We start from the raw sequence: 23,345 nt of genomic DNA, 5'->3' as shown, positions 1-23,345 counted from the left end.
GAGCACCCTCCTCGGCCGGCTGTAGGCCTCAAAAGATCTCCAGGTCTCCCAGGGAGAGCTGCCAGGCGCCGGGTCGGTTGAGCCCGGCGGCCCGCGCCGTGGCGCTGAGCGGCCGCACCGTGAGGACGGGACCGACCCACGGCAGCGGCACGAACCCGGCGCGCAGCAGTGCACGGCAGCGCACGGAGCCCCAGGGTGCGTGCGCCACCAGGTAGTCTGGCGCGGCCGCCGCCACCACCCAGCGCACCAGCTTCCCCAGCGCGGAGACCCCGCGCGGCGAGGCCAGGACCTCGCTCAGCATCGCTTCCCGCAGGCCTCCCCGCGCGCCCATCCGCACCACGAGCACCGCAGGTCCCGGATCGGTCGTCCAGACGGCCTGGTAGGGAAGCGTCGGCGCCTCCGCGTAGCGCCAGCGCAGCCAGGCGACGGACCGGTCGGTGCGGATCCCCTCCCCCTCCAGGCGGTCTGCCTCGGCCAGCAGCCTCTCGACGTCGAAGGCCTGCAGCCACTCGCGCACCTGCGGCAGGTCGCCGGGCGCGTCCGGGGTGGCGCCGTTCCGGCCGACGACCTCGTGCCCGGGGGTGTAGGCATGCGGCCGGGCCGGGGTCCGGCGGGCGCGTACTGCGGCGAGCACGCGCAGGGGGCGGACGAGCCGGACGAGCAAGAGGGGACGCCCTACCCGCGTCCAGCCGAGCTTCAGGTACCCGGGGAGGCTAAGGCGGTTGGGAGTGTTGAAGATCAGGTCCACCCCCGCCGCTTCCGCCTGCGCCACGGCGGCGCGCGTCAGGGTGGAGAAGACGCCCCGACGGCGCGCCCGCGGGTGGGTGGCCGTGTCCACGGCGCGCACGGCGCCGAGCGGGCCGTGGGCCGACCGGAAGCGCCACCGCATGAAGGCCCGCACCCCGACGACTTCGTCCTGTGTGGCGAGCATGAGGATGGACCGGCCGAAGACGTTGGCCTCGTGCTTCCAGTGCCAGAAGGCCTCCGTGCGCTCGAATGCCCGGCCGCCCTCGCCCAGGACCTGCCGGAGCAGCGCCAGGACCGCCGCCTCATCCCCGGGCTGGTAGGCACGCAGGGCGAACCCGGTACTCATCCCACTGCGGCCGCGCCGACCGGCGCCATCCGCCCCGCCCAGGCGGCGGAGAATTCCGCCAGCGTGGCCGGCCAGCAAGACCGGGATGCTGCGGCGAAGAGGCGCTCCAGGTCGCGGTAGAGGTCTTCCAGGGCCTTGCGGGTGCGCGACACCCGGCTCTGGCCGACCGCCAGTTCCGAGGAGTGCAGGACCATCGTCAGGTGCGCCACGCCGCGGTCGATGCCCCGCTGGACGATCTCGAGCAGCCGCCCCCCGTTCCGTCCGTTGGGGCGCAGCCACCAGACCGCAGGCAGGTACCGGTCCAGCAGGCGGCGGCCCGTACGGCTGCGGGCGAAAAGCCGCTCCAGGGCCGCCGGGCGCGGGCGTGAGCGCGGGAGCACGGTCACCGGGACTTCGAGGAGCGGCGAGGCCCCGGGCCGGCGGATGTCCTCGAGGTCGACGAAGTACGGCGTCGAGAGGAAGCCCCGGTAATCTGGCCCGCCCCCGTGAGCCCCCCGGTGGTCCTGCCAGGAGACGTGGGGCGTGACCGTGGCGTCGACCCGGTAGCCGAACTCCACCAGGAGACGGGCATAGCGGGCGTCCAGAGCCCAGCGGCCGGCGCGGTGGCTCACGGGGCGGCGGCCGAATGTCTCTTCGAGCAGCCGGGTCAGCGTGCCGATCTTCAGCCGCATGACCTCGGTGTCGTGCTCGATCAAGTACGGCTGCGCGGTCAGGTCGTCGTCCGTCAGCGGGACGATCGGCGGAGTGGTCCAGGCGTGGAGGTGCATGCCGATCTCCCCTGCCCCGCGGCGCAGCAGGTCGAGCCCGAAGTCGCGGAAGACCGGGTCCACAGCCACCTCGTAGGTCGCCAGGTAGGTCGGGCGGATCCCGTAGCGCTCACAGAGCGCCTGGAAGCGCGGCAGCGCCGCCGTGTTGCGCGTCGTGAGGTGCCGCGGCCGGGCCCAGAGGTCGTCGGCCTCGGTGTCGATCGTGACCAGGAAGGCCGGCCGCGGCATTACGCGACCACCTCCCGGTAGAGCTGCTCGATGGCCGTCACCATGGGCCCCATACCGTACCGCTGTCGGGCCGCCGCCTGTGCGGCCTCGCCCAGTTGCCGACGACGCTCGGGGGTCTGCAGCAGTCCCAGCACTTCCCAGGCCAGGCGCTCCGGGTCGTTGGGCTCCACCAGAATCCCGGTGCGGTCCGGGAGGACGACCTCGGGAATCCCGCCGACGCGCGTAGCCACGACCGCCCGCCCCAGGGCCATCGCCTCTAGCAGGCTGACGGGGAGCCCCTCGTCGAGCGATGGCAGGACGTAGACGTCCGACGCCGCGATAATCGAGGTCGCATCGGCGCGGAAGCCCGTGAAGATCACCTGGCCATCCAGCCCGAGGCGCCGGGCCTCCCGCGGCAGGTGCTCAGCCAATGGGCCCACCCCCACGATGAGGAAACGCGCCCGGGGCTCGGCCGCCAGCACCCGCCGCGCCGCCGTCAGCAGCACGGCGTGGCCCTTGACCGGACGGAGATTGCCGACCGTTACGACGAGCGGTGCGTCCGCCGGGATCCCGAATTCCCTGCGTACCGCCTCACGGCTTTCCGGGGTGGTCGTCATCCCGTCGGCGTCGACCGCGTTCACGATCGTCACCAGGCGCGGACGGTCCCCCTTGATGTAGGGACGCACGCCCGCGGCCACCGCCTCGGAGACCGCGATCACGGCGTCAGCCCACCGGTAGGTGAGGACGTTGGCCCACCGGGTGGGCCAGCGATAGTGGGACGGCAGGCCGTGCTCGGTGTAGATCACCCGCGGGACATCTCCCAGGCGCCGGCCCAGCCGTGCCAGCAGCCCGGCCACAGGGAGGTGAGCGTGGACCAGGGCGAACCGCTCACGCCGAACGAGGGCACGGAACCGACGGATCACGCGCAGGTCCAGCGGAGCGCGGTACTCCAGGCAGTGCACCGGGATGCCGGCGGCCCGGAACGGCGGGACGAGGGCATCCTTCCAGGGCAGCAGATAGGCCACCTGGTACTCGAAGGTTTCCCGGTCCAGGTAGGGGATGGCCCGCTCGAGGAGCCGCTCCGCACCTCCCACGCCCAGCCCTTTGATCACCAGCAGCACCCGCAGGCGGTGCGGTGTCACGCCCATCGCCCCGCTCCATCGCCTGTAGATGGGCGCCCGACCCCATGGGGCATCAGGCCCTGGTAGAGCGCCGCATAGGTGCTGGCCACCGCGTCGATCGTAAACCGCCGGCAGCGGGCGACCGCGGCCCGCCCCATGGCCTGACGGCGGGCGTCATCGCGCAGGAGGGCCATGACGGCGGCCGCCAGCCCGGAGAGGTCTCCCGGCGGGACCAGGGTGCCGGTGACGCCGTTCTCGACCACCTCCCCCACCCCGCCCACGCGGTAGGCGACGGCGGGGACGCCGAGGAGGCCGGCCTCGATGAGCAGCGCGGGCATGCCCTCTGTCCGGCTGGGCAGCAGGCAGAGGTCGGCTGCGCGCAGGAACGGCGCCACGCGCGGGTGGGGTGGCAGGAGCGCGACAGCCTGCCGCAGACCGTCGTGGCCCAGCGCCTCTGCCAGGACACCGCGCTCGGGGCCGTCCCCGACGAGGATCGCACGCACCGGGAGGCCGCTGGCACGGCACCGCCGAACCACTTCGAGGACAGCGGGGACCTGTTTTTCGGGCGAAAAGCTCCCTGCGTAGACCAGGACGCGCTCCTCCTCCCCGATGCCCAGGCGGGAGCGGACGGCAGCCCGCTCTAGCGGGTGGCCGGCCAGGCGGGCGGGGTCCACCGCGTTCGGAATCACCACGACCCGCTGCGGCGAAACCCCCGAGGCCGTCAGGTCGTCCCGCACCGCCCCGGAGACCGCGACGATCCGGTGGGGCCGCTGCAGCAACGGACGGTAGAGGCGGCCGCGCCACCCCCGGCGCCAGAACGAGCCTATCCCGATGGCCCGGTAGACGAGCGTCCAGGGCTCGCGGCCCGTCAGCCGGGCCGCAGCCAGGTATTTCAGGGTCGCCGCACCGTTGGCCTGGACCACGCCGAACCGCCCGCGCACGATGTGCCTGCGCACTCCGACCAGCACCCGAGGGTCGAAGCCGGCCGCCCGGCCTCCCGCCGCCACCGTCACGAGCGGCACCTCTGCCGCGGCAGCCGCCTCGGCGAAACTCGCCTCGACCCGGAAGAGACTCAGCAGCACCACCGACCAGCCCGCCCGGCGCAGCGCGGCCGACAGGTCCAGGGCGAAGACCTCAGCCCCGCGCAGCGTCCCCTCCTGGATGACCTGCAGGACGGCCGGCCCGGCCCCGAGCGGCGCCGGGGCCTGGCGGGGGTCAGAGGGTGATGATCTTGTCGCGCTCCCGGCGGACGTGGGCAGTGGCATTCCGGGCGTCAAAGACCCTGCGGGCGTGGCGGACGACCCGAGCGTAGTCGACGGTGGAGTGGTCCGTGAGGATGGCCACGCAGTCCACCGCCCGCAGGAGCTGCGGGGTGAGTGGCCGCCGCCGCAGCGTCCTCCCGTTCAGCGGCAGGACGGCCACATAGGGGTCGTAGTAGTCCACCTGCACGCCCGCTTTCGTGAGCAGCTCGATGACCTTCAGCGCCGGGGAGTCCCGGTAGTCGTCGACGTCCCGCTTGAACGTCACCCCCAGCACCAGCACCCGGCGCCGGCGACCTGGGCGTGCACCATTGAGGGCGAGGATGAGTTTGTTGGCGACGTAATAGGGCATGTCGTCGTTGATGCGGGCCGCCAGCTCGATGAAGTCCATGTGGAAGTCGTACTCCCGGGCCTTCCAGGCCAGGTAGTACGGGTCGACCGGAATGCAGTGCCCCCCCACGCCCGGCCCGGGGCGGAAGGCCAGGAAGCCGTAGGGCTTGGTGGCCGCGGCGTCGACGATCTCCCAGATGTTCAGCCCCATCCGGTCGCAGAGCACGGCCAGCTGGTTCACCAGCGCGATGTTCACATTGCGGAAGACGTTCTCCAGCAGCTTGGCCATCTCGGCCGCCGCCGGCGAGGACATCGAGACGACGCGGTCCGTCACCTGGCTGAGCACCAGCCTGGCCCGCCGGGTGCTCTCGGGGTCGCACCCGCCCACGAGCACGGGCGTGTTGCGGATCCCGTAGTCGCGACGTCCCGGGTCCACTCGTTCGGGGGCGAAGGCCAGGAAGAGGTCGCGACCCACCCGCCACCCCCGCTGCTCCAGTGCCGGCCGCACCAGCTCCTCGGTCGTCCCGGGGTAGCTCGTACTGCGGAGGATGACGAGCTGGTCGGGACGAGCATGCGCAGCGATTCCCTCGGCCGCCTGGCGGATGAAGGTCGTGTCCGGCTCCTTGTTGCGCGTGCAGGGCGTGGGCACGCAGATGAAGATCACGTCCGCCCCGGCCAGGGCTTCAGCGGTGCCGGTGGCTCGCAGGCGACCGTGGGCCACGACCTGAGCCATGGTGGCGTCGGAGACTTCACCGATGGGCGAGCGCCCGGCATTCACCGTGGCCACCTTGTCGGGGTCGATGTCGACGCCTACCACGGGGAAGCCGGCCTCGGCATACGCCACGGCCAGCGGCAGGCCGACATACCCGAGTCCGACCACCGCCACCGTGGCCTGGCGGGCCCGTACCCGCTCGTCGAAGGAGCGGATCGGTCGGTGGGTCGCGCGGGTCAGCGTGGCCATGGCGATGGTGTCAGGGGCATGGCTCCGCCGTTGGGTGGTCGGACTCTCCACCCGACGTGGCGAGGAGGTTGTGGTCTACGCGGTGCCGACCACACTCCCGAGGCGGGAGCGGTCAGGAGACCTCCTCGAGATCCAGGATGTCCACCTCCACCGGCGTCGGCCGGCCCAGGAGGCTCAGCAGCACCCGGACGCGTTCCTGCCTGGTGGTGGGGCGTTCCAGGATGCCCACCAGGCCGGCAAACGGTCCGCGCAGCACGCGCACAGTGGACCCGGCCGGGTACCGCGGCTGCCAGGGGATCACGCCGCCGTCCACCGACCGATCCATCAGGAAATGGATGGCTTCGTCGGGGACAGGCACCGGCACCTCACCGGTGGTGACGATGGCCCGGACCCCCGGCGTCCACTTCACGGCGTACCAGGGTCCCGGATCCAGCGACATCCACACGAACAGGTACGACGGGAAGAGCGTCTCGATGACCGTGACGCGTCGCTGGCGCCGCCACTTGGGCACGGCGAGCTTGGGCAGGAAGACCCGAATGTGGTGACGCTCGCGCAGCCAGCGCGAGACGCGCTCCTCGGCCCGGGGCTTGGTCTGAACGGCATACCAGGCGCAGCTCACGGTCGCGACGCTGGCCTCCAGTCCCGTCTCAGCCCATGACCGCCGCCACCTGAGCCGGTGGCACGCGGTTCAGCACCGCCCCGAGCACCTTGGCTTCAACCCGCTCCAGCCGCCGGCGCATCTCCTGCTGAGTCCGTCCCGAGGCGTCATGCACCGGGACCACCAGGAGAATGCCATCCACCGCCCTCACCAGGTTGAGGGTGTCCGGGTACTTCAACAGTGCCGCGGTATCGAAGACCACGAAGTCGTATCCCTGTCGCAGCTGCTGCACCAGGGTCTCGATCCGCCGGGGGTCGAGCAGTGCGTGCGGAGAGCCCTTGGGCTTGCCGGCCGTCAGCACGGACAGGTTGGCGGTTCCGGTCGGCCGGACGGCCTCCTTCACCGGCTTCGCCCCGGTCAGCACGTCAACCAGGCCCGGACCGTCCTTCAGCTTGAAGACTTTCTCAAAGGCTGGCGTGCGCAGGTTGGCCTCCACCAGGAGTGTGGCACGGCCGATCTGCGCCAGGGTGAGCCCGATGTTCACCGCCGTGGTGGTGGCCCCGTCTCCCTCACGTGCCGCCGTGACGGCCAGGCAGTGAACCGGGGTGCCGTTGTGCCCCAGGATCAGGTTGACCACCAGCAAGCCGTAGGCTTCGACGAACGAGGACCCCTGCTTCATCCCCGTAACGGTGTAGAACCCGTTCCTGCTCATCCGTGCCTCCTCACCGGCCGGTCTCGACGGTCGTGCGGACCGGCTGGACGTCAAACCACCCCGCGGCCTGGGCCACCCGATCGGCCGCCGGACGGACCAGCGGCAGCCGGGCGAGCGCTCCGGCCGGGTGGCCGGGGCCGAGGCGGGCATCGGCATAGGCGCTCAGGCCCAGCCCGCCGCCGAGCAGACCGACGACCAGCAGGACGGCCAGGCCCCAGACTGCCGGACTGAGCCGCGGGGGCGCCGCGTGGGGAATCTCGGCGAGCACCGGCACTCCCAGCGCCCGCTCGGCGTCGTCGCGGGTGCGGATCTTGTCGTCGCCCGTCTCCAGGGTGAGGGCGGCGAGCAACCCGAGCAGGACGCCCGCCAGCGCGCCAGCGGCGGCCGTTCGGGGCAGTGAGGTCGGCTGCGGCCGCCGCGGCGCCACCGCCGGGTCGACCACCTGCAGGCCCGTGGGGAAGTACGCCGCCACGTTCTCGCGCAGCACCGCCTCCTGGAGGCGCTCCGAGAGGAGCCGGTAGTTGTTCTGCAGGATCTCGTGCTCGCGCATGAGCGCCCCCAGCCGGGCCTGGATGCCGGGGAGAGCCTGCACCGCTGCCCGGCGCCGCTGGACGTCCGCCTCGAGGGCCTGGGCGCGCGCCACCGCCCCCGCCCGCTCCACCTGCAGGTTGACCAGATCACCAACCAGCCGCTCGTGGATGGGGTTGGGAGCGAGGACCTGGCGACCGACCAGCGTCTCCGTCTCCGTAGCCAGCCGACGACGCATCTCATCGATCTGGGCCGCCAGCTGCTGCATTCGCGGGTGAGCGTCGGTGTACTGCTGCGACAGCTCGATGCGCTGCATCTCCAACTCGACCAGCCGCGACTGGATCTGACGGAAGACCGGGTTGTCCAGCCGCGCCGTCTCCGAGACTCGGGTCGAGCTCTCCCGACCCAGACGGCGGCTCGCCGCGGCCAGGCGGGCATCCAGCTCCCGAATCGTCCGCCGCGTGTTGTCGAGCTCACCCAGCGCCTCGTAGTAGCGTCCCACAATCGCCCCTGGGGCGCCCTCGATCGTCGCCAGGCCCTGCAGCCGCAACAGGCGCCGCTCCACCGCCTGGAGGCGCTCCAGCACCTCACCCCGCTGGGTCTCGATGAACCGTCGGGCCTCCCGGGCATCATGGGAGTTGGCCTGGCGGAAGTACCCGATCAGTTCACGGGCGGCCGCGTTGGCCAACCCGGCGGCCGCTGCCGGCGTACTGGCCCGTGCCTGAATGCGAATCAGGTTGGTATCCCGCGGGTTCGTCACGGTGAGGCTGCGCTGCACCTCGGCGATGTCCGCCCGACCAGCCCGGCGTCCCACGCGCTCGGCCAGGACGCGGGTACGGAGGAGCTCCCGAACGTCCGCCTCCACCGCGTCGATGCGGGTCGCCCGGAACGCGCCCGCCGCCGCTCCCGCTTCCGCGCCGGGCACCTCCGGCGGCATCAGGGGTGGCGCCGTCACGAGGAGGACCGTGCTGGCCTGATAAACTGGAGGCACCGCCCCCATCCGGTAGTAGACGCCCACGACGGCGACGGCCGCCAGCAACACGGGGATCCACCACCGGCGCTTGATCGCCTTCAGGTACTGTCCCGTTGCGCTCTGCTCACCCATGTCGCCTCTCCCCCACGGCGGATGCGATGCCCTGCTCACCCCGCCCTCAGGGGCCGGGGATCCCGAAGACCGCCTGGATGAGCCGGAGGCCGGTCAGCCAGGAGAGTACGTCGAGCCAGTTCACCCGCGTGTCCGGCGGGATGTAGACGATGTCCCCGTGCTGCAGGAGCGGGTTCTGGGTGGCATCACCCTGGCGCAGGACGCGCTCGAAGTTCACCGTCGTCACGGCCATCTTCCCGTCGGCACCTTGCCGGATGATCCCGATCTGCCGAATGCCGGCCCGGTCGGCCGGCCCGCCGGCCAGCGAGATGGCGTCCACCAGGCGGGCGCCGTCGTCGACGTCATAGGCACCCGGGGAGCGCACCGCGCCCAGGACCAGCACCCGGTTCTGCTGGCTGGGGACGAGGATGATGTCGCCGGGCTCGACCGCCATGTTCGCGCTCTGGTCGCCGCGCAGGACCAGGCGCTCCAGGTCGAGCGGCACGGGGTCGGCCTTCCCTCGCCGGATGAGGACGGCGCGGCGCAGGTTGGCACGGGGGGCCAGCCCCCCGGCGCTGGCGATGGCCTCCATGACCGTCCAGCCGGGCTGGATCTCGTAGGATCCCGGACGGGCCACCCCCGGACCCAGGAGGTAGACGAAGGCGCGATCCTGTCGGATCTGCGTCACCGTAACGGTGACGACCGGGTTCCGGAGGTACTTGCGCAGGAGCGCGGCCAGAGAGTCGGCCACTTCCGCGGCGGTCATCCCCGCCACGGGGACGTCGCCCAGCAGCGGGTAACTGATCTTCCCGTCCGGCCGGATGGTCACCGTGCGGGTGAGGTCCGCCTCGCCCATCACCAGGATCTCGATCACATCACCGGGGCGGAGGCGGTAGTCCGACGGCACGGCCGGTTGCTGGCCCAGCACCGGCAGGGCCTGCGCCAGCGGGAGGGCGATGACGACAGCCATCACGGCCACCTTCCACAGCGGTCCCTTCACGATCCCGTCACCTCCGGCTGCCGTTCTCCATCGCCGTGCCCTCCGGTGGTCTCACCGACCTCCGGGAGGTCCACCCATCGAGACCGGGGCGCGCGTTCCAGCCCCATTGGTCGAGAGCGCCCGCAAGATGTAGAAGAGGTCGCGCTGCCCGTCCTGGGAGCGCGCGAAGTACAGCCCGACGAGGAGGTAGTGCGCCCCTGCGTACCTGATCAGCCGGCGGCCCTGCTCGATCCCGGCAATGGAGCACTGCTCGGCGCGCGCATTGAGGTACACGGGCTCAGGCATACCATCCCTCGGATCAGCGCCTGGCGCGCGTGGAGTCGATCCGCCCGGTTGGTCCCCTGGATCGACCGCAGTCTAGGCCGAGGGCGTGGACGGTGTCGATATCTCAAGAGACCGAAATTGACCGACTGGACGATAGATTCGCCTGAAATCTCCTGGAGGGTGCCGGGGCTCCGAGGAGGCGGTGGACCGAGACGCGCCGGGGGCCGGACGAGCCACCCGGGGCGGGGTTTCGGGGTGACCGCCCTCCCGAGAGAGCGGTCCAGGCTCCCTTGCGGCGGGGCTAGCGGATCAGGCCTTTGCGGAGGACGTAGGCGACGGCCTGGGTGCGGTTGCGGACCCCCAGCTTGTGCAGGATGTGGCGAATGTGGGTCTTCACCGTCCCTTCGGCCACCACCAGCTTGGCGGCAATCTCCCGGTCAGTGCTGCCCTTGGCCAGCTCGATGAGGATGTCCAGTTCCCGGGCGGTGAGCCCCTCTGACTCCCAGCGCATCCGGGAGCGCTGGTCCTTGGCCAGGTGGGCCAGCCGCTGCATCAGCTTGCGGGTGATCTCGGGGTGGAAGAAGGCCCGACCGTTGCACACCGACCGGAGCGCGGCCAGCAGGTTCGTCAGCGGGATGTCTTTGAGGATGTACCCCGTGGCACCGGCTTCGATGGCCTCCAGGGCCTTGGTTTCGTCGAGCCGGTCGGTCATGACGATGATCTCCACACCCGGCAGCCGCTCCTTGAGCGTGCGGGTGACCTCGAGAGGGTTACCGGGCATGTCCTGGTCCATCAGGACGACGTCCGGCGAGGTGGCGAGCGCCAGCTCCAGCGCCTCGGAAGCGTCACCACCCTCGCCGACGATCTCCACGCCCTCGGCGCTGCTGAGCAGCGCACGGATCCCCTGGCGCACCAGGGTGAGGTCGTCCACGATGAGGACACGCACGGGAGAGAGATCCACGTCCGACTCGCTCCTGCTCTTCCCGATTGGGGAGGGGATGTTGCCGCCGCCGGACCGCCGTCACCACGGCCATCCAGGACGGGCCCGCGTCCCAGCACTGCTTTCTCTGTTAGGCGCCTCCGGCACGCCTCCCTGCGCTGGCACGCCGCCTATCCTGTGCCCAAATCGAGCGAGGACTAGGCCCGTTCCTCTGCCGAGCGACGGAGGGATTCTTACTTCGATAGACGGAGGGGAGATTCCTTGATCGACAGAGGGCCGGAGCTCATCCCCGCCTACGCCGATGGCGAGAGCACCGACCTACGCCGATTGGCGGGAGCGACGGGATTTGAACCCGCGATCTCCTCCGTGACAGGGAGGTGTGTTCGTCCAGGCTACACCACGCCCCCGAGCAGCAGGGCTCAGGCTCGGCTGACGCCCTCGGAGCCACTCCCGCCGAGGGCATTATAGGGGCGCCATCGAGCGGGGGTCAAACCGGCATTGCGCCACCCCGAACTTTACTCAAAGTTGCCCACAGACCGTCCGTTGCGCCGACGGCCCTTCGATCCTCCTGGAAGCCTCTTCACCGGGCCACAACACCGGGCCACAACGACGTCAGAGGCCCTGTTCAGTGGACGCCCTGCGGCCCCGCGTCCCCCAGCCCCGCCAGCTCTTCCACGAGCCGGGCGACGGCAGAGTGGTCCAAATCGCCCATGCCGCGGGTCCGGAGCGCGCCGAAGATCTCGTGGACGAGCGCGGTGGCCCACAGCGGCGTCCCTGTGGCCTTCCCCGTCTCCAGGGCGATCCCCAGGTCCTTGTGGTGGAGCCGGGCTCGGAAGCCGGGCTGGAAGTTGCGCTCCAGGATGCGCTGCCCGTGCAGGTCGAGGATGCGGCTCTGGGCGAAGCCCCCCAGCAGCGCCTCGCGCACCCTGCCCGGGTCCACCCCCGCCTTGCGGGCCAGGGTCAGCGCCTCGCTGACCGCCTGGATGGTCACGGCCACGACGATCTGGTTGCAGGCCTTGGCCACCTGGCCGGCCCCCACCTCCCCGATGCGCACAATATTCTTGCCCATGGCCTGGAAGACCGGCAGGACCTCCCTGAAGGCCTCCTCGGGACCTCCGACCATAATGGAAAGCGTCCCCTCGATCGCCCCCTTCTCACCGCCGCTCACGGGGGCGTCCAGCATGACAGCCCCCTGGGCCCGCACCGCTTCGGCCAGCTCCCGGGTGGCCACAGGCGAGATGGTACTCATATCGACGTAGATGGCCCCGCGGCGCAACCCCTCCAGCACCCCGTCGGGCCCCAGGACCACGGCCCGGACGTCAGGGGTGTCCGGCAGCATGGTGATCACGACCTCGGCCGCCTCGGCCACCCCGCAGGCCGACCGGCCGTCCAGCGCTCCCTGGGTCACCAGCTCCTCGACCGGTCCCCGGCTGCGGTTGTGCACCACGAGCCGGAAGCCCGCCCGGAGGAGGTTGCGGGCCATGGGCCTCCCCATGATCCCCAACCCGATGAACCCGACGGTCTGTGGCATTTGTGCCTCCTCCTTGGCCCGGGAAGTGCCTTAGCCCGGGAAGCGCCGGGATGGCCCGGCCGCTGACTCCGGAGCACAGCGAGCCCGGACTACAGGGTTCGCGGTCGAGAGGTTCGCGGCCGCGGCCTCAGCGCCCCGCCGGCTGGGTCAGGCTGTACCCCATGGCCTCGATCCACCCCAGCGAGTCCGCCGTCGTCCCCAGGGGAGCATATTCGAGCCCCACGTAGCCCTCATACCCCATGGCGTCGAGCTGCCTCAGGATGTACTCGAAGCGCAGCTCCCCCGTCCCGGGCTGGTGGCGCTCCGGGGGGTCGGCGATCTGGATGTGCCCGATGCGTGGCAGCAGCGCCCGCAGGGTGGGCACGATGTTCCCCTCCATGCGCTGGAGGTGGTAGATGTCCACCTGGAGGGCGGTGTTGGGAGCGCCCACATCGTCCAGGAGGCGCAGGACCTCTCCCGTGCGCGACAGGAGGAACCCGGGGACGTCGTACGTGTTGACCGCCTCCACCAGAAGGGTGCGTCCCTCCCGGCCCAGCTCCTCCGCCGCCCACCGCAGGTTCTCCACCAGAGTCGCCCATTGCTGCGCCAGAGTGTAACGCTCGTCCCGCAACCCCACGAGGCAGTTCAGGCGAGGGCAGTCCAGGCGCCGCGCCGCCTCCAGGGCCTGGACCACGCCCCGGCGGAACTCCTCCCGGCGGTCGGGGAGGGCGGCAATCCCGCGCTCCCCACGGCTCCAGTCGCCCGCCGGCAGGTTGAAGAGGACCTGCCGGAGCTGGAGCCGCGACAGCTCGGCGGCGATGGCCTCCAGGTTGTGCTCGTAGGGGAACATGTACTCCACCGCCGCAAAGCCGGCCGTGTAGGCCGCCTGGAACCGCTCCATGAACGGCACCTCGGTGAAGAGGAAGCTCAGGCTCGCGGAGAAGCGGGGCATCATCCCACCTCCAGGAGTCGCCGGGCTTCGGTGAAGCCGACCCCCTCGTGGACCAGGGCGGCGACGGCCCGGGCCATCGTTCGCGGGGTGCCCGCCGAGGGAAACAGCACGTTGCGGCCCATCAGCACCCCGCGCACCGTTGGCCCGGCGGCCAGGGCCTCGGCCGTCTCCCGCAGGACCGCTTCCGCCGGCGCCACATCCCCTCCCAGCAACAGGATGGGGCAGGTGGTGGCCCGGGCCACCCGGTCGTAGCCTGGGCAGGCGGGCAGCTTCAGCCAGACATGGCGCGAGGAGCTCCCCAGCCCGGTCGCCACCCCGACCACTGCGGCAAGGGCTTCCGCCTCGACCGTCACCGCGAGCCGTCCCTCCACCTTCCGCACCGGGAGAACTTCGACGAAGGCGGCCAGGCCCAGGTCGGCCAGGGCGTCCACGGCCCGGGCGGCGGCCTCGAGCGTGGCCACGGTGCCGGGGTCGTCGGGGTCGACGCGCACGAGCAGTTTGCCCCCGTCCAGCCCCATCGCCGCGATGCCCCGGGCCGTGTACCCGGTGAAGCGGTCGTCCAGCTCGAAGCGGCTGCCGGCCAGGCCACCGCGGTTCATCGAGCCCACGAGCACGCGCTCCCGCAGCAGCGGCGCTTCCCCCCGCTCCATGCGCACCTCGTCGAGCAACAGGAGGTCATCGAGGAGGTCCGCGGTGCCCATCACGCCGTCCACCCCCGGCTCTTCCAGCACGGCGGCGATGCGGGCGAGCAGGCCCCACCGGTCGGCCAGGGCCAGGGGGTCGCCGCCGGCGGCGGTGACCATGCGGGCGGGGTGGTCGGCCGCCAGCAGGACCAGCCGGCCGTTCGGCCCGGCCAGGCGGCTCCGACGCTGGCGGGTGCGGGCGGCGTCCAGGACCCGCTGGGGTTGGTGGACGCGCAGGTCCACCAGGCGGGCGACGACGTCGGGTGGGAGGCTCAGGGCGTGCTGGGCCATGGGGTCAGGTGTCACGCCCGCACGTCACGCATCCGCTGGTAGAGGGCACGGTGCTCGGCGTAGACGCGGTCGTACTGCGCCGCCAGCGCCGGATCCGGGTCGATCCGCCCCACCGGCGGGTTGAGGGTGGTAGCTTCCTCCAGCGGGCGCAGCCCCAACCCCGCCGCGGCCAGGACCATGGCCCCCAGCGAGGCCGCCTCCGTCACCCGGGGCAGGAGCACCGGGAGGCGCCAGGTGTGCGCCTTGATCGCCGCCCAGACCCGGCTGCGGGCGCCACCCCCCGCCAGCACGACCTCCTCCACCCGCTGGCCGCTCGCGCGCAGCACCTCGAGGCAGCCGCGCACCTCGCAGGCCACCGCCTCCAGCACGCTGCGCACCAGGTCGGGGCGGTCGTGCGCCAGCGTGAAGCCCGACCACACCGCGCGCGCCGCAGGATCCCACCAGGGGGCCCGCGCCCCGTGGAAGTGGGGGAGCAGTCGCAACCCGCGGGCGCCGGCAGGACTGTGCGCTACCACCTCGTCCAGGTCCGCGTCGGTCAGCCCCGTGAGCGCCCGCACCCACGCCAGGACCGCCCCGGAGGCGCTGAGCCCCTGCTCCAGCAGAACCTGCCCCGGCACGACGTGCAGGGAGACGAGGATTCCGTCGGGGACCTCAGGCAGGCCCTCGGCAGGCAGGGAGAGGTTGGTGGTGGTGCCGGTGGACTCCATCGCCCGGCCCGGGCGGGCCCCGGTACCCAGCGCCTCGCAGGCCCGGTCTCCGCCGCCGACGAGGACCGGTGTCCTCTCGGTCAGGCCCAGCGCGCGCGCCGCCTCGGCGGTCAGCCGCCCGGGTGCCCACAGGGAGGGCAGCACGGGAGGGAGCTGGTCTGGTGAGGCTCCCGCCGCGGCCACCAGGTCGGGGGCCCAGGCGCGGGTACGCAGGTCGAAGAGCATCGTGCGCGAGGCCAGCGAGGGGTCGGTCAGGACCACGCCGGTCAGCCGGTAATAGAGGAAGTCCCGCGGCTGGAGGAGCCAGCGGGCGCGGCGGAGCGTCTCGGGCTTGTGGCGGGCCAGCCAGCGCACCTTGGCGGCGGTGAAGGTGGCCTCCGGCCGCATCCCGGTGCGCCGGTGGAGGTCGGGGAACTCGCGCCCGAGCGCTTCCGCCTCGGGCTGGGCGCGCCGGTCCATCCAGGTGATGCACGCTGCCACCGGCTCGCCCCGGTCGTCGACCGGCACCACGCCCTCGCGCTGGGAGGTGAGCCCGACCCCTGCCAGGGCACGGATAGAGGCTTCGGCGTCTCGCACCACCTGGCGGGTGGCGGTCACCGTCGCCTGCCACCACGCCTGCGCGTCCTGCTCCGCCCACCCAGGGCGGGGCCGGCGCGTGGGAAAGGTGGACTGCGCCGCCGCCAGCACGTCGCCATCGAGGTCGAAGAGGGCGGCCTTGAGCGCGGTCGTCCCCAGGTCGAGGGTCAGGATCGTGGGCGATGGGGCCATGATCGGTTAGGAGCGGGCGTCGCCCGGACCCATCCCCGGCAGGAGGAAGAGCCCCGCCTCCCGGAAGCGCAGCGCCACCTCCGCGCCGGGCGGGAAGGCCTCCCGCGCGCCCAGTGGCTCCACCACCGTGACCTCTCCCACCGGCGTTTCCACCAGGTACTCCGTGGTCATCCCCATGAAGAAGGCCGTGCGCACGCGCCCCGGCAGCCCCTCTCCGTCGCGCGCCAGGTGCACCGCCTCGGGACGGGCCATCAGCGTCACCGCCCCTGGGCCCATCCCCGGCTGGGCGAAGGGGAAGGTGTAGCCGCCCACGGTGACGCGCCCGCCGTCGTAGCGGGCAGGGAGGAGGTTGGCCTCGCCGATGAAGTCGGCGACGAAGCGCGTGGCCGGGCGGCGGTAGAGGTCCTCGGGGGTCCCCACCTGCTCCACGCGCCCCTGGTGCATCACCACCACCACGTCGGAGAGCGCCAACGCCTCCGCCTGGTCGTGGGTGACGTAGATGCTGGTGATGCCGAGCCGCTGCTGCAGCTCGCGGATCTCGGCGCGCACGCGGCGGCGCAGCTTGGCGTCCAGGTTGCTGAGCGGCTCGTCGAAGAGGAGCACGCGCGGCTCCATGACCAGCGCCCGGGCCAGGGCCACGCGCTGCTGCTGGCCGCCGGAGAGCTGGGCGGGGTAGCGCCCTTCCACCTCGGGCAGGCCGACCAGCGCCAGGGCCTCGGCCACCCGCCGGCGCACCTCCGCCTCCCGCACCCGGCTGATGCGCAGGCCGTAGGCGACGTTCTCGAAGACGGTCAGGTGCGGGAAGAGGGCGTAGGACTGGAAGACCATCGTCACCTTGCGCAGCGCCGCCGGCAGCCGGGTGACGTCCTCCTCGCCCATGAAGATGCGCCCGGCGGTGGGGGCCTCCAGGCCCGCCACCAGCCGCAGGGTGGTGGTCTTGCCGCACCCCGACGGGCCGAGGAAGGTGACGAGCCGTCCCGCCGGCACCTCCAGGGTGAGGCGGTCCACCGCCACCACCGGGCCGAAGCGCTTCGTCACCTCGACAAGGCGCACCGGCACGCCGCCCCCTCGAACCGCCGGGGCCGCCTCCGGGCCGGGCGTCGTCCTCACGCGCCCACCTCCCGGACCAGGCGCGGGTCGAGGCGGTTCGTCACCAGGTAGAGGGCCAGCACCACCGCGGCCAGCAGCACGATCACCACCGAGGCCAGCGCCGCCCCGCGCCCCAGCGTCCCGTACTGGACGTAGGAGAGGATCTGCGTCGTGGCCAGGTTGTGCTGCGGCGAGATGAGGAAGATCACCTGGCTCACCGCCGTGACGGCGCGCACGAAGGCGAAGACCAGCCCCGAGAGCAGCGCCGGCCGCACGAGCGGCATGACGATGCGCCGCAGCGTGGAGGCGGTCCCCGCGCCCAGCAGCGTGGAGGCCTCCTCGATGGCGCGGTCGAGCTGGTGCAGGGCGGCGACCCCGGCGCGGATCCCCACCGGCATATTGCGGAAGACGAACGCCAGGACGAGGATGACCTCCGTGCCGGTGAGGAGCAGCACCCCCTGGTTGAAGGCCAGGATGTAGCCGATCCCCATCACCGTGCCGGGGACGGCGAAGGAGAGCATGGCGCTGAACTCCAGCGCCGACCGGCCCGGGAAGGCCACGCGCGTCACCAGGTAGGCGATGAGGAAACCGAGCAACGTCGAGGGCACCGCCGCCAGCGCGGAGAGGCGCACGGAATTCCACAGCACCGCCCACCCCTGCGGGGTGAGCCCCTGGAGGTGGGCGAGGGTGACGGTGTCGTCGAACCCCCACAGCCGCGTCACCGCCCCCACGAAGACGGAGCCGTAGAGCAGCACGGTGAGGGCCACCCACCCCAGGAAGAGGGCGGTGCCACCCAGGTCGAGCCAGCGCGGGAGGGGGCGGGCCAGCCCCGCGCCGGGGCGGCCGGTGACGGTGACGTAGCCCCGCCGCCCCAGCCACAGCCGCTGCACCAGGAAGACGGTGAGGGTCATCCCCAGCAGCGTCACCCCGTAGACCGCGGCCTCGTGCGGGTTGAAGCGGCCACTGATGGCGTCGAAGACCTGCGTGGCCAGAAACGGCGCGCCGCCGCCGACGACGAAGGGGTTGCCGAAGTCGGCCAGGCTCTCGATGGCCACCAGCAGGAAGGCGTTGGCCAGCCCCGGCCGCGCCAGCGGCCAGATGACGGTCCGCAGCACCTGCCAGCGTGACGCGCCCAGCGTCTCGGCCGCCTCCTCCATGGCCACGTCGAGGGCACGCACCACACCCACCAGCACCAGGTAGGCGATGGGGGTGAAGGCCAGCACCTGCGCCGCGCCCACCCCGAGCGGCCCGAAGAAGAGGGTGGTCGACTGTCCCAGGAGCTGGTGCGTGATGAACCCGCGCCGGCCGAACATGAAGATCATCGCCAGCCCCAGGACGAAGGGCGGGGTGATGATGGGCAGGATGGAGAGGGGCCCGAGCAGGCGCCGCGTGGGGAGGCGCGACCGCTCCCCCAGCAGGGCGAAGAGGAATCCGACTCCCGTGGAGAGCCCGCCCACGGCCAGCGCCAGCAGCACGCTGTTGCGCACGGCACCGAAGCCGAGCACCAGTGCCGCCAGCCCGCCGGCGCCAAGGCCCGCGGCGAGGGTCCGGACGACCACCGCCCGCAGGGGGTGGCGGGCCAGGAGGCTCCAGGCGGCCCCCACCGCCGCTCCACCCGCGCCCACGGCCAGCACCGCCCGCCCCTCGTCCAGCGGCGTGGCCGGCCGGTCGAGGAGGAAGAAGGCCGGTGAGCGGATCGTCTCCCGCACCGCGTCCAGGGTGAACCGGCCCGAGACCACGACCGCCGCCGCCAGCACCTCCGCCAGCGGCAGGAGGATGAAGAGCAGCACGAAGACGGCCGCCCACAGCACCGCGGCGGCCGTGAAGGGGTCGGTGCGCAGCGCGCCGCTGAGCGCGAGCCCCGTCCCCGCCAGCGTGAGGTGGGCGAGGAAGAGGAGGATGGCGCCCAGGCCCACGGGCCGCCCCAGCACCAGCGCGGTGACCAGGATGGTGACCGCTCCGGCCAGCCCGAGCGGCCACAGCCACTGCCCCCGGCGCACCGGCGGCAGCGGCGCCACGCCGACCAGCACCGCCAGCGCCGCGGCCAGCAGGGCCAGCCCCACCCCGGGCGTGGTGCGGAGCAGCGCCGCACCCGTGGCGTCGGCGGCATACGCCCACACCGCCCGCTCCTCCCGGGTCCAGGGGAGGAGCAACCCCACGACGAGCGCGGCCGCCCCCCACCCCATGGCCGTCCACTGCACGGGGACGGTCCGCAGGGCGAGCGGCGGCGCGCCCGAGGGGAGGAGGGGCCTGGCCAAGCGCTACTTCGGCAGCGGGAAGACCTCCGTCGTCCACCGGCGCACGAGGGCGTCCCGGACGGCGGCGGACCCGTACTTGAGGAAGTCGTACTTGATCACCTTGAAGTCCTGGAAGCGCGGCGCCACCCGGGGGACGGGCGTCTTGCTGTTGGACGGGATCTGGTAGGACTGTCCTTGGGTGGCCGCGATCATCTGCGCCTCCGGCGTCAGGGCCCAGTCGATGAAGGTGATGGCCGCCTCGCGGTTACGCGTCCGTCGCACCAGGCTGAGACCGCCGATCTCGTACCCGGTGCCGTCCGACGGCGCCCCGTAGGTGATGGGGAAGCCCTTGAGGACGTTGTCCACGGCGTCGTGGATGAAGGTGACCCCCACGGCCACCTCACCGCGCCCGGTGAGCACGCCGGGGTCGGCTCCGCCGCGGGTGTACTGGGCGACGTTGCGGTGGATGCGCTTGAGCAGCTCGAAGGCCTCGCGCTCACCGTAGATCTGGACGACGGTGGCCAGCATGGTGTAGCCGGTGCCGCTGGTGTTGGGGTTGGGCATGGCCACGAGCCCGCGCAGGCGCGGGTGCCCGAGGTCCTGCCAGGTGCGCGGCACCGGGATGCCCTTCTCACGCAGCAGGCCGCCGTTGATCGCCCACCCCAGGATGCCGGCGTAGAGGGGGATGTACTTGTTCGCCACGGCCTCGCGCAGCTCGGGCCGCAGATCGGCCCAGGCCTTGGGGCGGTAGAACTCCGTCAACCCCGTCTCGTTGGCCACGATGTGCGGGTCGCCCGTCCCGCCGAACCAGACGTCGAAGGAGGGGTTCTCCCCCTCGGCGCGCAGGCGGGCCAGCGCCTCGCCGGAGCTCAGGCGGACGTAGTTGAGCGCGATCCCCGTGGCCTTGGGGAACTCCACCTTGATGGCGTCGCACCAGGCCGGGTTGGGGCTGCACAGCACGTTCACCTGTCCGCCCGGCGCGGCGCGCACCGCTCCGAGCGGAGCCAGCACCAGCACGGCCAGCAGGACCAGCAGAGCGCTCCGCATTCCCATGGGCATCCTCTCCCTCCCTGACGATGTCGTGCGTCGCCGCCCGCGCCCCGCGCCTCAGGGCCGCCCCAGCACCGCGCGCAGGTGGGTGATGGCCAGCCGCCCGGCTTCATCCGGGTCGGGCCACGGCAGGATCTCCGCCGAGAGGAACCCGTCGTAGCCGGCCTCGCGCAGGACGCCCACCAGCCGCGCGAAGTCGAGGTGCCCCTGCCCCGGCGCGCGGCGGTTGCTGTCGGCCACGTGCACGTGGCGCAGATGGGGCGCGGCGGCGCGCAGGGCCTCGTCCATCGACCGCTCCTCGATGTTCATGTGGAAGGTGTCGGCCAGCACGCCCAGCCGCGGGTGGCCGACGCGCTCCACCAGCGCCGCCACCTCCTCCAGGGTGTGCAGCCAGTCGCTCTCGTAGCGGTTGATCGCCTCGATCACCAGCCCCACCCCGGCCTCGGCCGCCGCGTCCAGGCAGGGCCGGAGCGCCTCGGTGAGGCGCCGCTCGGCCCCTGGCCGGTCCTGGCCCGCCGGGCCTCGGATCAGCCCGACGATCACCTGGACGCCCGCGGCCGGCGTCCCCGGGAGCGCGCTCAGCTGCCGGGCCAGGGCGACGTGGTGCCGCATGCGTTCGATGGCCGCCCGGCGGATGCCTGCCTCCGGGTGGGCCAGCGCCAGGCCGTCGCGCAGGTAGGCCTGCCCGGTGCCGAGTGCGGGGACGGCCAGCCCCAACTGCGCGCAGCGGTCGCGCAGCCACCCGCCGTCGACCGCCTGCGGGTCGCGCACGGCCAGCTCCGCCCCGTCGTAGCCCAGCGCCGCCACCGCCTCCAGGGCCCCCAGCCCCTGGCGCATCGCCACCGCATCGAACGCGGTGGCCTCCAGGGAGACGACCAGGCTCACGCGCACGGCGGCCGGGGCGTCACGGCGGCCAGCCCAGCGCGTAAATGGACTTGCCCCCGCGGGCCGGCCCGCGCAGCACCGCCTCCAGTTCCTCCCGGTCGCGCTCGGTCACCAGGTCGATGGGGGGCAGCTCCCCGGGCGGGAAGCGGGCCAGGATGTCGGTGACGAGGCGTTCCAGGTAGTCGAGCAGCGCCTCCACGCCCGGCAGCGCCTTCTCCGCCGCCGCCAGGGAGGGCTTCCCCACGACGCCCTCGATGTAGGCCTTCACCTCGATGGGGCCCGCCCCCACGTGCCCGTACCAGTTGATCGGCCGGCGCAGGAGGTTCCCGGCCTTGTCCACGTGGCCTTCCGGGAGGAAGCCGAAGGGTTCGTTGTCCACGACCCACTCCTGCTTCATCAGCTCGGGGAAGAGCGCCAGGCACCAGGAGGTCTCCACCTCGTCGGCGTGGATGAAGGGGGTCTCGTAGGGCCCTCCGTCCTGCTTGAGGCGAAAGTGGTCCGGGATGGCATGGTACCAGTTCACGTTCACGATCAGCGCCGGGACCCGGTAGCGCTTGCCAAACTGGTGGATCGCCGTGGGGATGACGTACTCCTGCCCGTGGCCGTTGAGCAGGATCTGCTTGCGGAAGCCCATGTTCCAGAAGCCGGCGATCATCGCCCGCACGAAGGCGGTGAAGACGTCCTCGGGGATGGGCACGGTCCCGGGCATGCCCAGGTGGTGGTAGGGGTGAGAACCGAACCACAGCGGCTCGGAGACGGTGCACCCGGTGCGCTCCGCCACCACCTCGGCCATGCGGCAGACGAGGAAGATGTCCTCGCCGATGGGCGCGTTGGGGCCGTGCGCCTCGGTGGCGCCCAGCGGCACGATGAGGACGTCGTTGGTGGCCAGGCGCTCCTCGATGTCGCGCTGGGTCATGGTCTGCAGGTAGATCCCGGTGCGCTTGTCCATGTGGCCGCCTCGGGGCGGCAGGTCCCACTTGCCCATGTGCCTCCTCCTTCTCGCCCGTCCGATTGCCCGAGTACGCCGTCGCGCGGCTGACGCCGTCTCGCGACCGACGGCGCCTTGCGGCTGACGGCGTCTTGCGGCTGACGGTGTAGACGCCGTCTCGCGGCTTACATTGTGGGGCCTGCACGGTCCCGCGCCGGCCCCTCGCCGCTCCCCGCCGGACCTTCCGCGGCGCTCCCCGCCGGCCCCTCCGGGAGGGCGTGGACGCGCTCCCCCAACCGCAGCGCCACCACCCCATCGACGGGCACCTCCTGGTCCACCGGCACGTCCACCACCCACTCCGCGCCGTGCACGTCCACCCAGCAGCGCACCACTCCGCCGAGGAAGGCCCGGGCCACGACGCGGCCCCGCAGCCCGCCGCCGTCTTCGCCCCCGCTACGAGCGGGCGTCAGCCGGACCGCCTCGGGCCGGACCACCAGGGTCACCCGTCCCGTCGGCGGCAGCGGGCCGGTCACAGGGACGACGACGCCGTGCACGCGCACCCGTCCCGACCCCGCGACCTCGGCCTCCACGAAGGTGGCCAGTCCCACGAAGTCGGCCACGATGCGGTTCTGCGGCCGGAAGTAAATCTCCGTGGGGGTGCCCACCTGCAGGATCCGCCCCGCGTGCATCACGGCGATCTGGTCGGAGATGGCCAGCGCCTCCTCCTGGTCGTGGGTGACGTACAGCGTGGTCTTGCCCAGCCGCTCCTGCAGCTGGCGGATCTCCGTGCGCACCCGCACGCGCAGCTTGGCGTCCAGGTTGCTGAGCGGCTCGTCCAGCAGCAGCACCTCCGGCTCCACGACCAGCGCGCGCGCCAGCGCCACCCGCTGCTGCTGCCCGCCCGAGAGCTGGTGGGGGAAGCGCCGCTCCTGCCCCTCCAGCCCCACCAGGCGCAGCGCCTCCGCCACCCGCCGCGCCGTCTCCCGCGGCGGCACCCGGCGCATACGCAGGCCGTAGGCGACGTTCTCCCCGACCGTCAGGTGGGGGAAGAGGGCGTACTCCTGGAAGACCATCGCCATGTGGCGGCGGTGCGGCGGCACGTCGGTGATGGGGCGCTCACGCAGCAGGATCTCCCCGCTGTCCGGTCGGTAGAACCCCGCCACCAGGCGCAGGACGGTGGTCTTGCCGCAGCCGGACGGGCCCAGGAGCGTGGTGAAGGCGCCCTCGGGCAGCGCCAGGGAGACCCGGTCCACCGCCACGTGCGCCCCGAAGCGCTTCGTCACCTCCACCAGCCGGAGGTGCGGGGGCCCCGCGGTCCGGTCGGTCAACGAGCCCGGGTCGGTCGCCGGCGTGCGCCCGGTCACGGTCGGCTCGGGCACCC

At 72.5% G+C, this 23,345-nt stretch carries 21 protein-coding genes and 1 tRNA gene; all 22 read right to left on the bottom strand.

Features of this window, described 5'->3' with window-relative positions; genetic code table 11:
• Nucleotides 1–28: 28 nt before the first annotated feature.
• The 22 genes from RB146_02525 to RB146_02420 all read right to left on the bottom strand — a co-directional run bounded on the left by RB146_02525 (nucleotide 29) and on the right by RB146_02420 (nucleotide 23,343).
• Complete coding sequence (locus tag RB146_02525; protein ID MDQ7827855.1) at nucleotides 29–1,093, bottom strand: GNAT family N-acetyltransferase; 1,065 nt, start codon at nucleotides 1,091–1,093, stop codon at nucleotides 29–31.
• Nucleotides 1,090–2,088 (bottom strand): deacetylase, encoded by a 999-nt coding sequence (locus RB146_02520; GenBank protein MDQ7827854.1) that lies wholly within the window; start codon nucleotides 2,086–2,088, stop codon nucleotides 1,090–1,092. The genes RB146_02525 and RB146_02520 overlap by 4 nt, the downstream gene beginning before the upstream one ends.
• Nucleotides 2,088–3,215: a glycosyltransferase gene (locus tag RB146_02515; protein MDQ7827853.1), complete on the bottom strand. Its 1,128-nt coding sequence runs from the start codon at nucleotides 3,213–3,215 to the stop codon at nucleotides 2,088–2,090. The genes RB146_02520 and RB146_02515 overlap by 1 nt, the downstream gene beginning before the upstream one ends.
• A complete protein-coding gene (locus tag RB146_02510) occupies nucleotides 3,206–4,453 on the bottom strand; it encodes a glycosyltransferase family 4 protein (protein MDQ7827852.1) in 1,248 nt (415 codons plus the stop codon). Before RB146_02510 ends, RB146_02515 begins: the two co-directional genes overlap by 10 nt.
• Nucleotides 4,404–5,738, bottom strand: a complete 1,335-nt coding sequence (locus tag RB146_02505) for a nucleotide sugar dehydrogenase (protein MDQ7827851.1) — start codon at nucleotides 5,736–5,738, stop codon at nucleotides 4,404–4,406. Before RB146_02505 ends, RB146_02510 begins: the two co-directional genes overlap by 50 nt.
• Nucleotides 5,739–5,850: 112 nt before the next feature.
• Nucleotides 5,851–6,357, bottom strand: coding sequence for a transcription termination/antitermination NusG family protein (locus tag RB146_02500; GenBank protein ID MDQ7827850.1), 507 nt, complete (start codon nucleotides 6,355–6,357; stop codon nucleotides 5,851–5,853).
• A gap of 28 nt (nucleotides 6,358–6,385) precedes the next feature.
• A complete protein-coding gene (locus RB146_02495; GenBank protein ID MDQ7827849.1) occupies nucleotides 6,386–7,048 on the bottom strand; it encodes a CpsD/CapB family tyrosine-protein kinase in 663 nt (220 codons plus the stop codon).
• 10 nt (nucleotides 7,049–7,058) lie between these two features.
• Nucleotides 7,059–8,681 carry a hypothetical protein gene (locus RB146_02490; protein MDQ7827848.1) on the bottom strand — a complete coding sequence of 541 codons (1,623 nt, stop codon included), beginning with the start codon at nucleotides 8,679–8,681 and terminating at the stop codon, nucleotides 7,059–7,061.
• 46 nt (nucleotides 8,682–8,727) lie between these two features.
• Nucleotides 8,728–9,660: a polysaccharide biosynthesis/export family protein gene (locus RB146_02485; GenBank protein ID MDQ7827847.1), complete on the bottom strand. Its 933-nt coding sequence runs from the start codon at nucleotides 9,658–9,660 to the stop codon at nucleotides 8,728–8,730.
• 51 nt (nucleotides 9,661–9,711) lie between these two features.
• Nucleotides 9,712–9,945, bottom strand: a complete 234-nt coding sequence (locus RB146_02480; protein MDQ7827846.1) for a hypothetical protein — start codon at nucleotides 9,943–9,945, stop codon at nucleotides 9,712–9,714.
• 280 nt (nucleotides 9,946–10,225) lie between these two features.
• Entirely contained in the window at nucleotides 10,226–10,870 is a 645-nt protein-coding gene (locus RB146_02475) for a response regulator transcription factor (GenBank protein MDQ7827845.1), read from the bottom strand.
• A gap of 322 nt (nucleotides 10,871–11,192) precedes the next feature.
• Nucleotides 11,193–11,271, bottom strand: a tRNA-Asp gene (locus tag RB146_02470).
• Between the two features lie 218 nt (nucleotides 11,272–11,489).
• Nucleotides 11,490–12,395, bottom strand: coding sequence for a 2-hydroxy-3-oxopropionate reductase (locus RB146_02465; protein MDQ7827844.1), 906 nt, complete (start codon nucleotides 12,393–12,395; stop codon nucleotides 11,490–11,492).
• 127 nt (nucleotides 12,396–12,522) lie between these two features.
• Nucleotides 12,523–13,326: a hydroxypyruvate isomerase family protein gene (locus tag RB146_02460; GenBank protein ID MDQ7827843.1), complete on the bottom strand. Its 804-nt coding sequence runs from the start codon at nucleotides 13,324–13,326 to the stop codon at nucleotides 12,523–12,525.
• A complete protein-coding gene (locus RB146_02455; GenBank protein ID MDQ7827842.1) occupies nucleotides 13,326–14,315 on the bottom strand; it encodes a hypothetical protein in 990 nt (329 codons plus the stop codon). The genes RB146_02460 and RB146_02455 overlap by 1 nt, the downstream gene beginning before the upstream one ends.
• A complete protein-coding gene (locus RB146_02450; GenBank protein MDQ7827841.1) occupies nucleotides 14,312–15,775 on the bottom strand; it encodes an FGGY family carbohydrate kinase in 1,464 nt (487 codons plus the stop codon). The genes RB146_02455 and RB146_02450 overlap by 4 nt, the downstream gene beginning before the upstream one ends.
• 6 nt (nucleotides 15,776–15,781) lie before the next feature.
• Nucleotides 15,782–16,885 carry an ABC transporter ATP-binding protein gene (locus RB146_02445; protein MDQ7827840.1) on the bottom strand — a complete coding sequence of 368 codons (1,104 nt, stop codon included), beginning with the start codon at nucleotides 16,883–16,885 and terminating at the stop codon, nucleotides 15,782–15,784.
• A complete protein-coding gene (locus tag RB146_02440; protein ID MDQ7827839.1) occupies nucleotides 16,882–19,122 on the bottom strand; it encodes an iron ABC transporter permease in 2,241 nt (746 codons plus the stop codon). The genes RB146_02445 and RB146_02440 overlap by 4 nt, the downstream gene beginning before the upstream one ends.
• 3 nt (nucleotides 19,123–19,125) lie before the next feature.
• Nucleotides 19,126–20,154, bottom strand: a complete 1,029-nt coding sequence (locus RB146_02435; protein MDQ7827838.1) for an ABC transporter substrate-binding protein — start codon at nucleotides 20,152–20,154, stop codon at nucleotides 19,126–19,128.
• 54 nt (nucleotides 20,155–20,208) lie between these two features.
• Entirely contained in the window at nucleotides 20,209–21,042 is an 834-nt protein-coding gene (locus RB146_02430; GenBank protein ID MDQ7827837.1) for a sugar phosphate isomerase/epimerase family protein, read from the bottom strand.
• Between the two features lie 13 nt (nucleotides 21,043–21,055).
• Nucleotides 21,056–22,021: a 3-dehydro-scyllo-inosose hydrolase gene (gene iolN / locus RB146_02425; GenBank protein MDQ7827836.1), complete on the bottom strand. Its 966-nt coding sequence runs from the start codon at nucleotides 22,019–22,021 to the stop codon at nucleotides 21,056–21,058.
• Between the two features lie 128 nt (nucleotides 22,022–22,149).
• Entirely contained in the window at nucleotides 22,150–23,343 is a 1,194-nt protein-coding gene (locus tag RB146_02420; protein ID MDQ7827835.1) for an ABC transporter ATP-binding protein, read from the bottom strand.
• Nucleotides 23,344–23,345 lie beyond the last annotated feature (2 nt).

This window comes from Armatimonadota bacterium, assembly GCA_031081585.1.
Taxonomy (GTDB): domain Bacteria; phylum Sysuimicrobiota; class Sysuimicrobiia; order Sysuimicrobiales; family Humicultoraceae; genus Geohabitans; species Geohabitans tengchongensis.
This window is presented reverse-complemented; position numbering and strand designations above follow the sequence as displayed.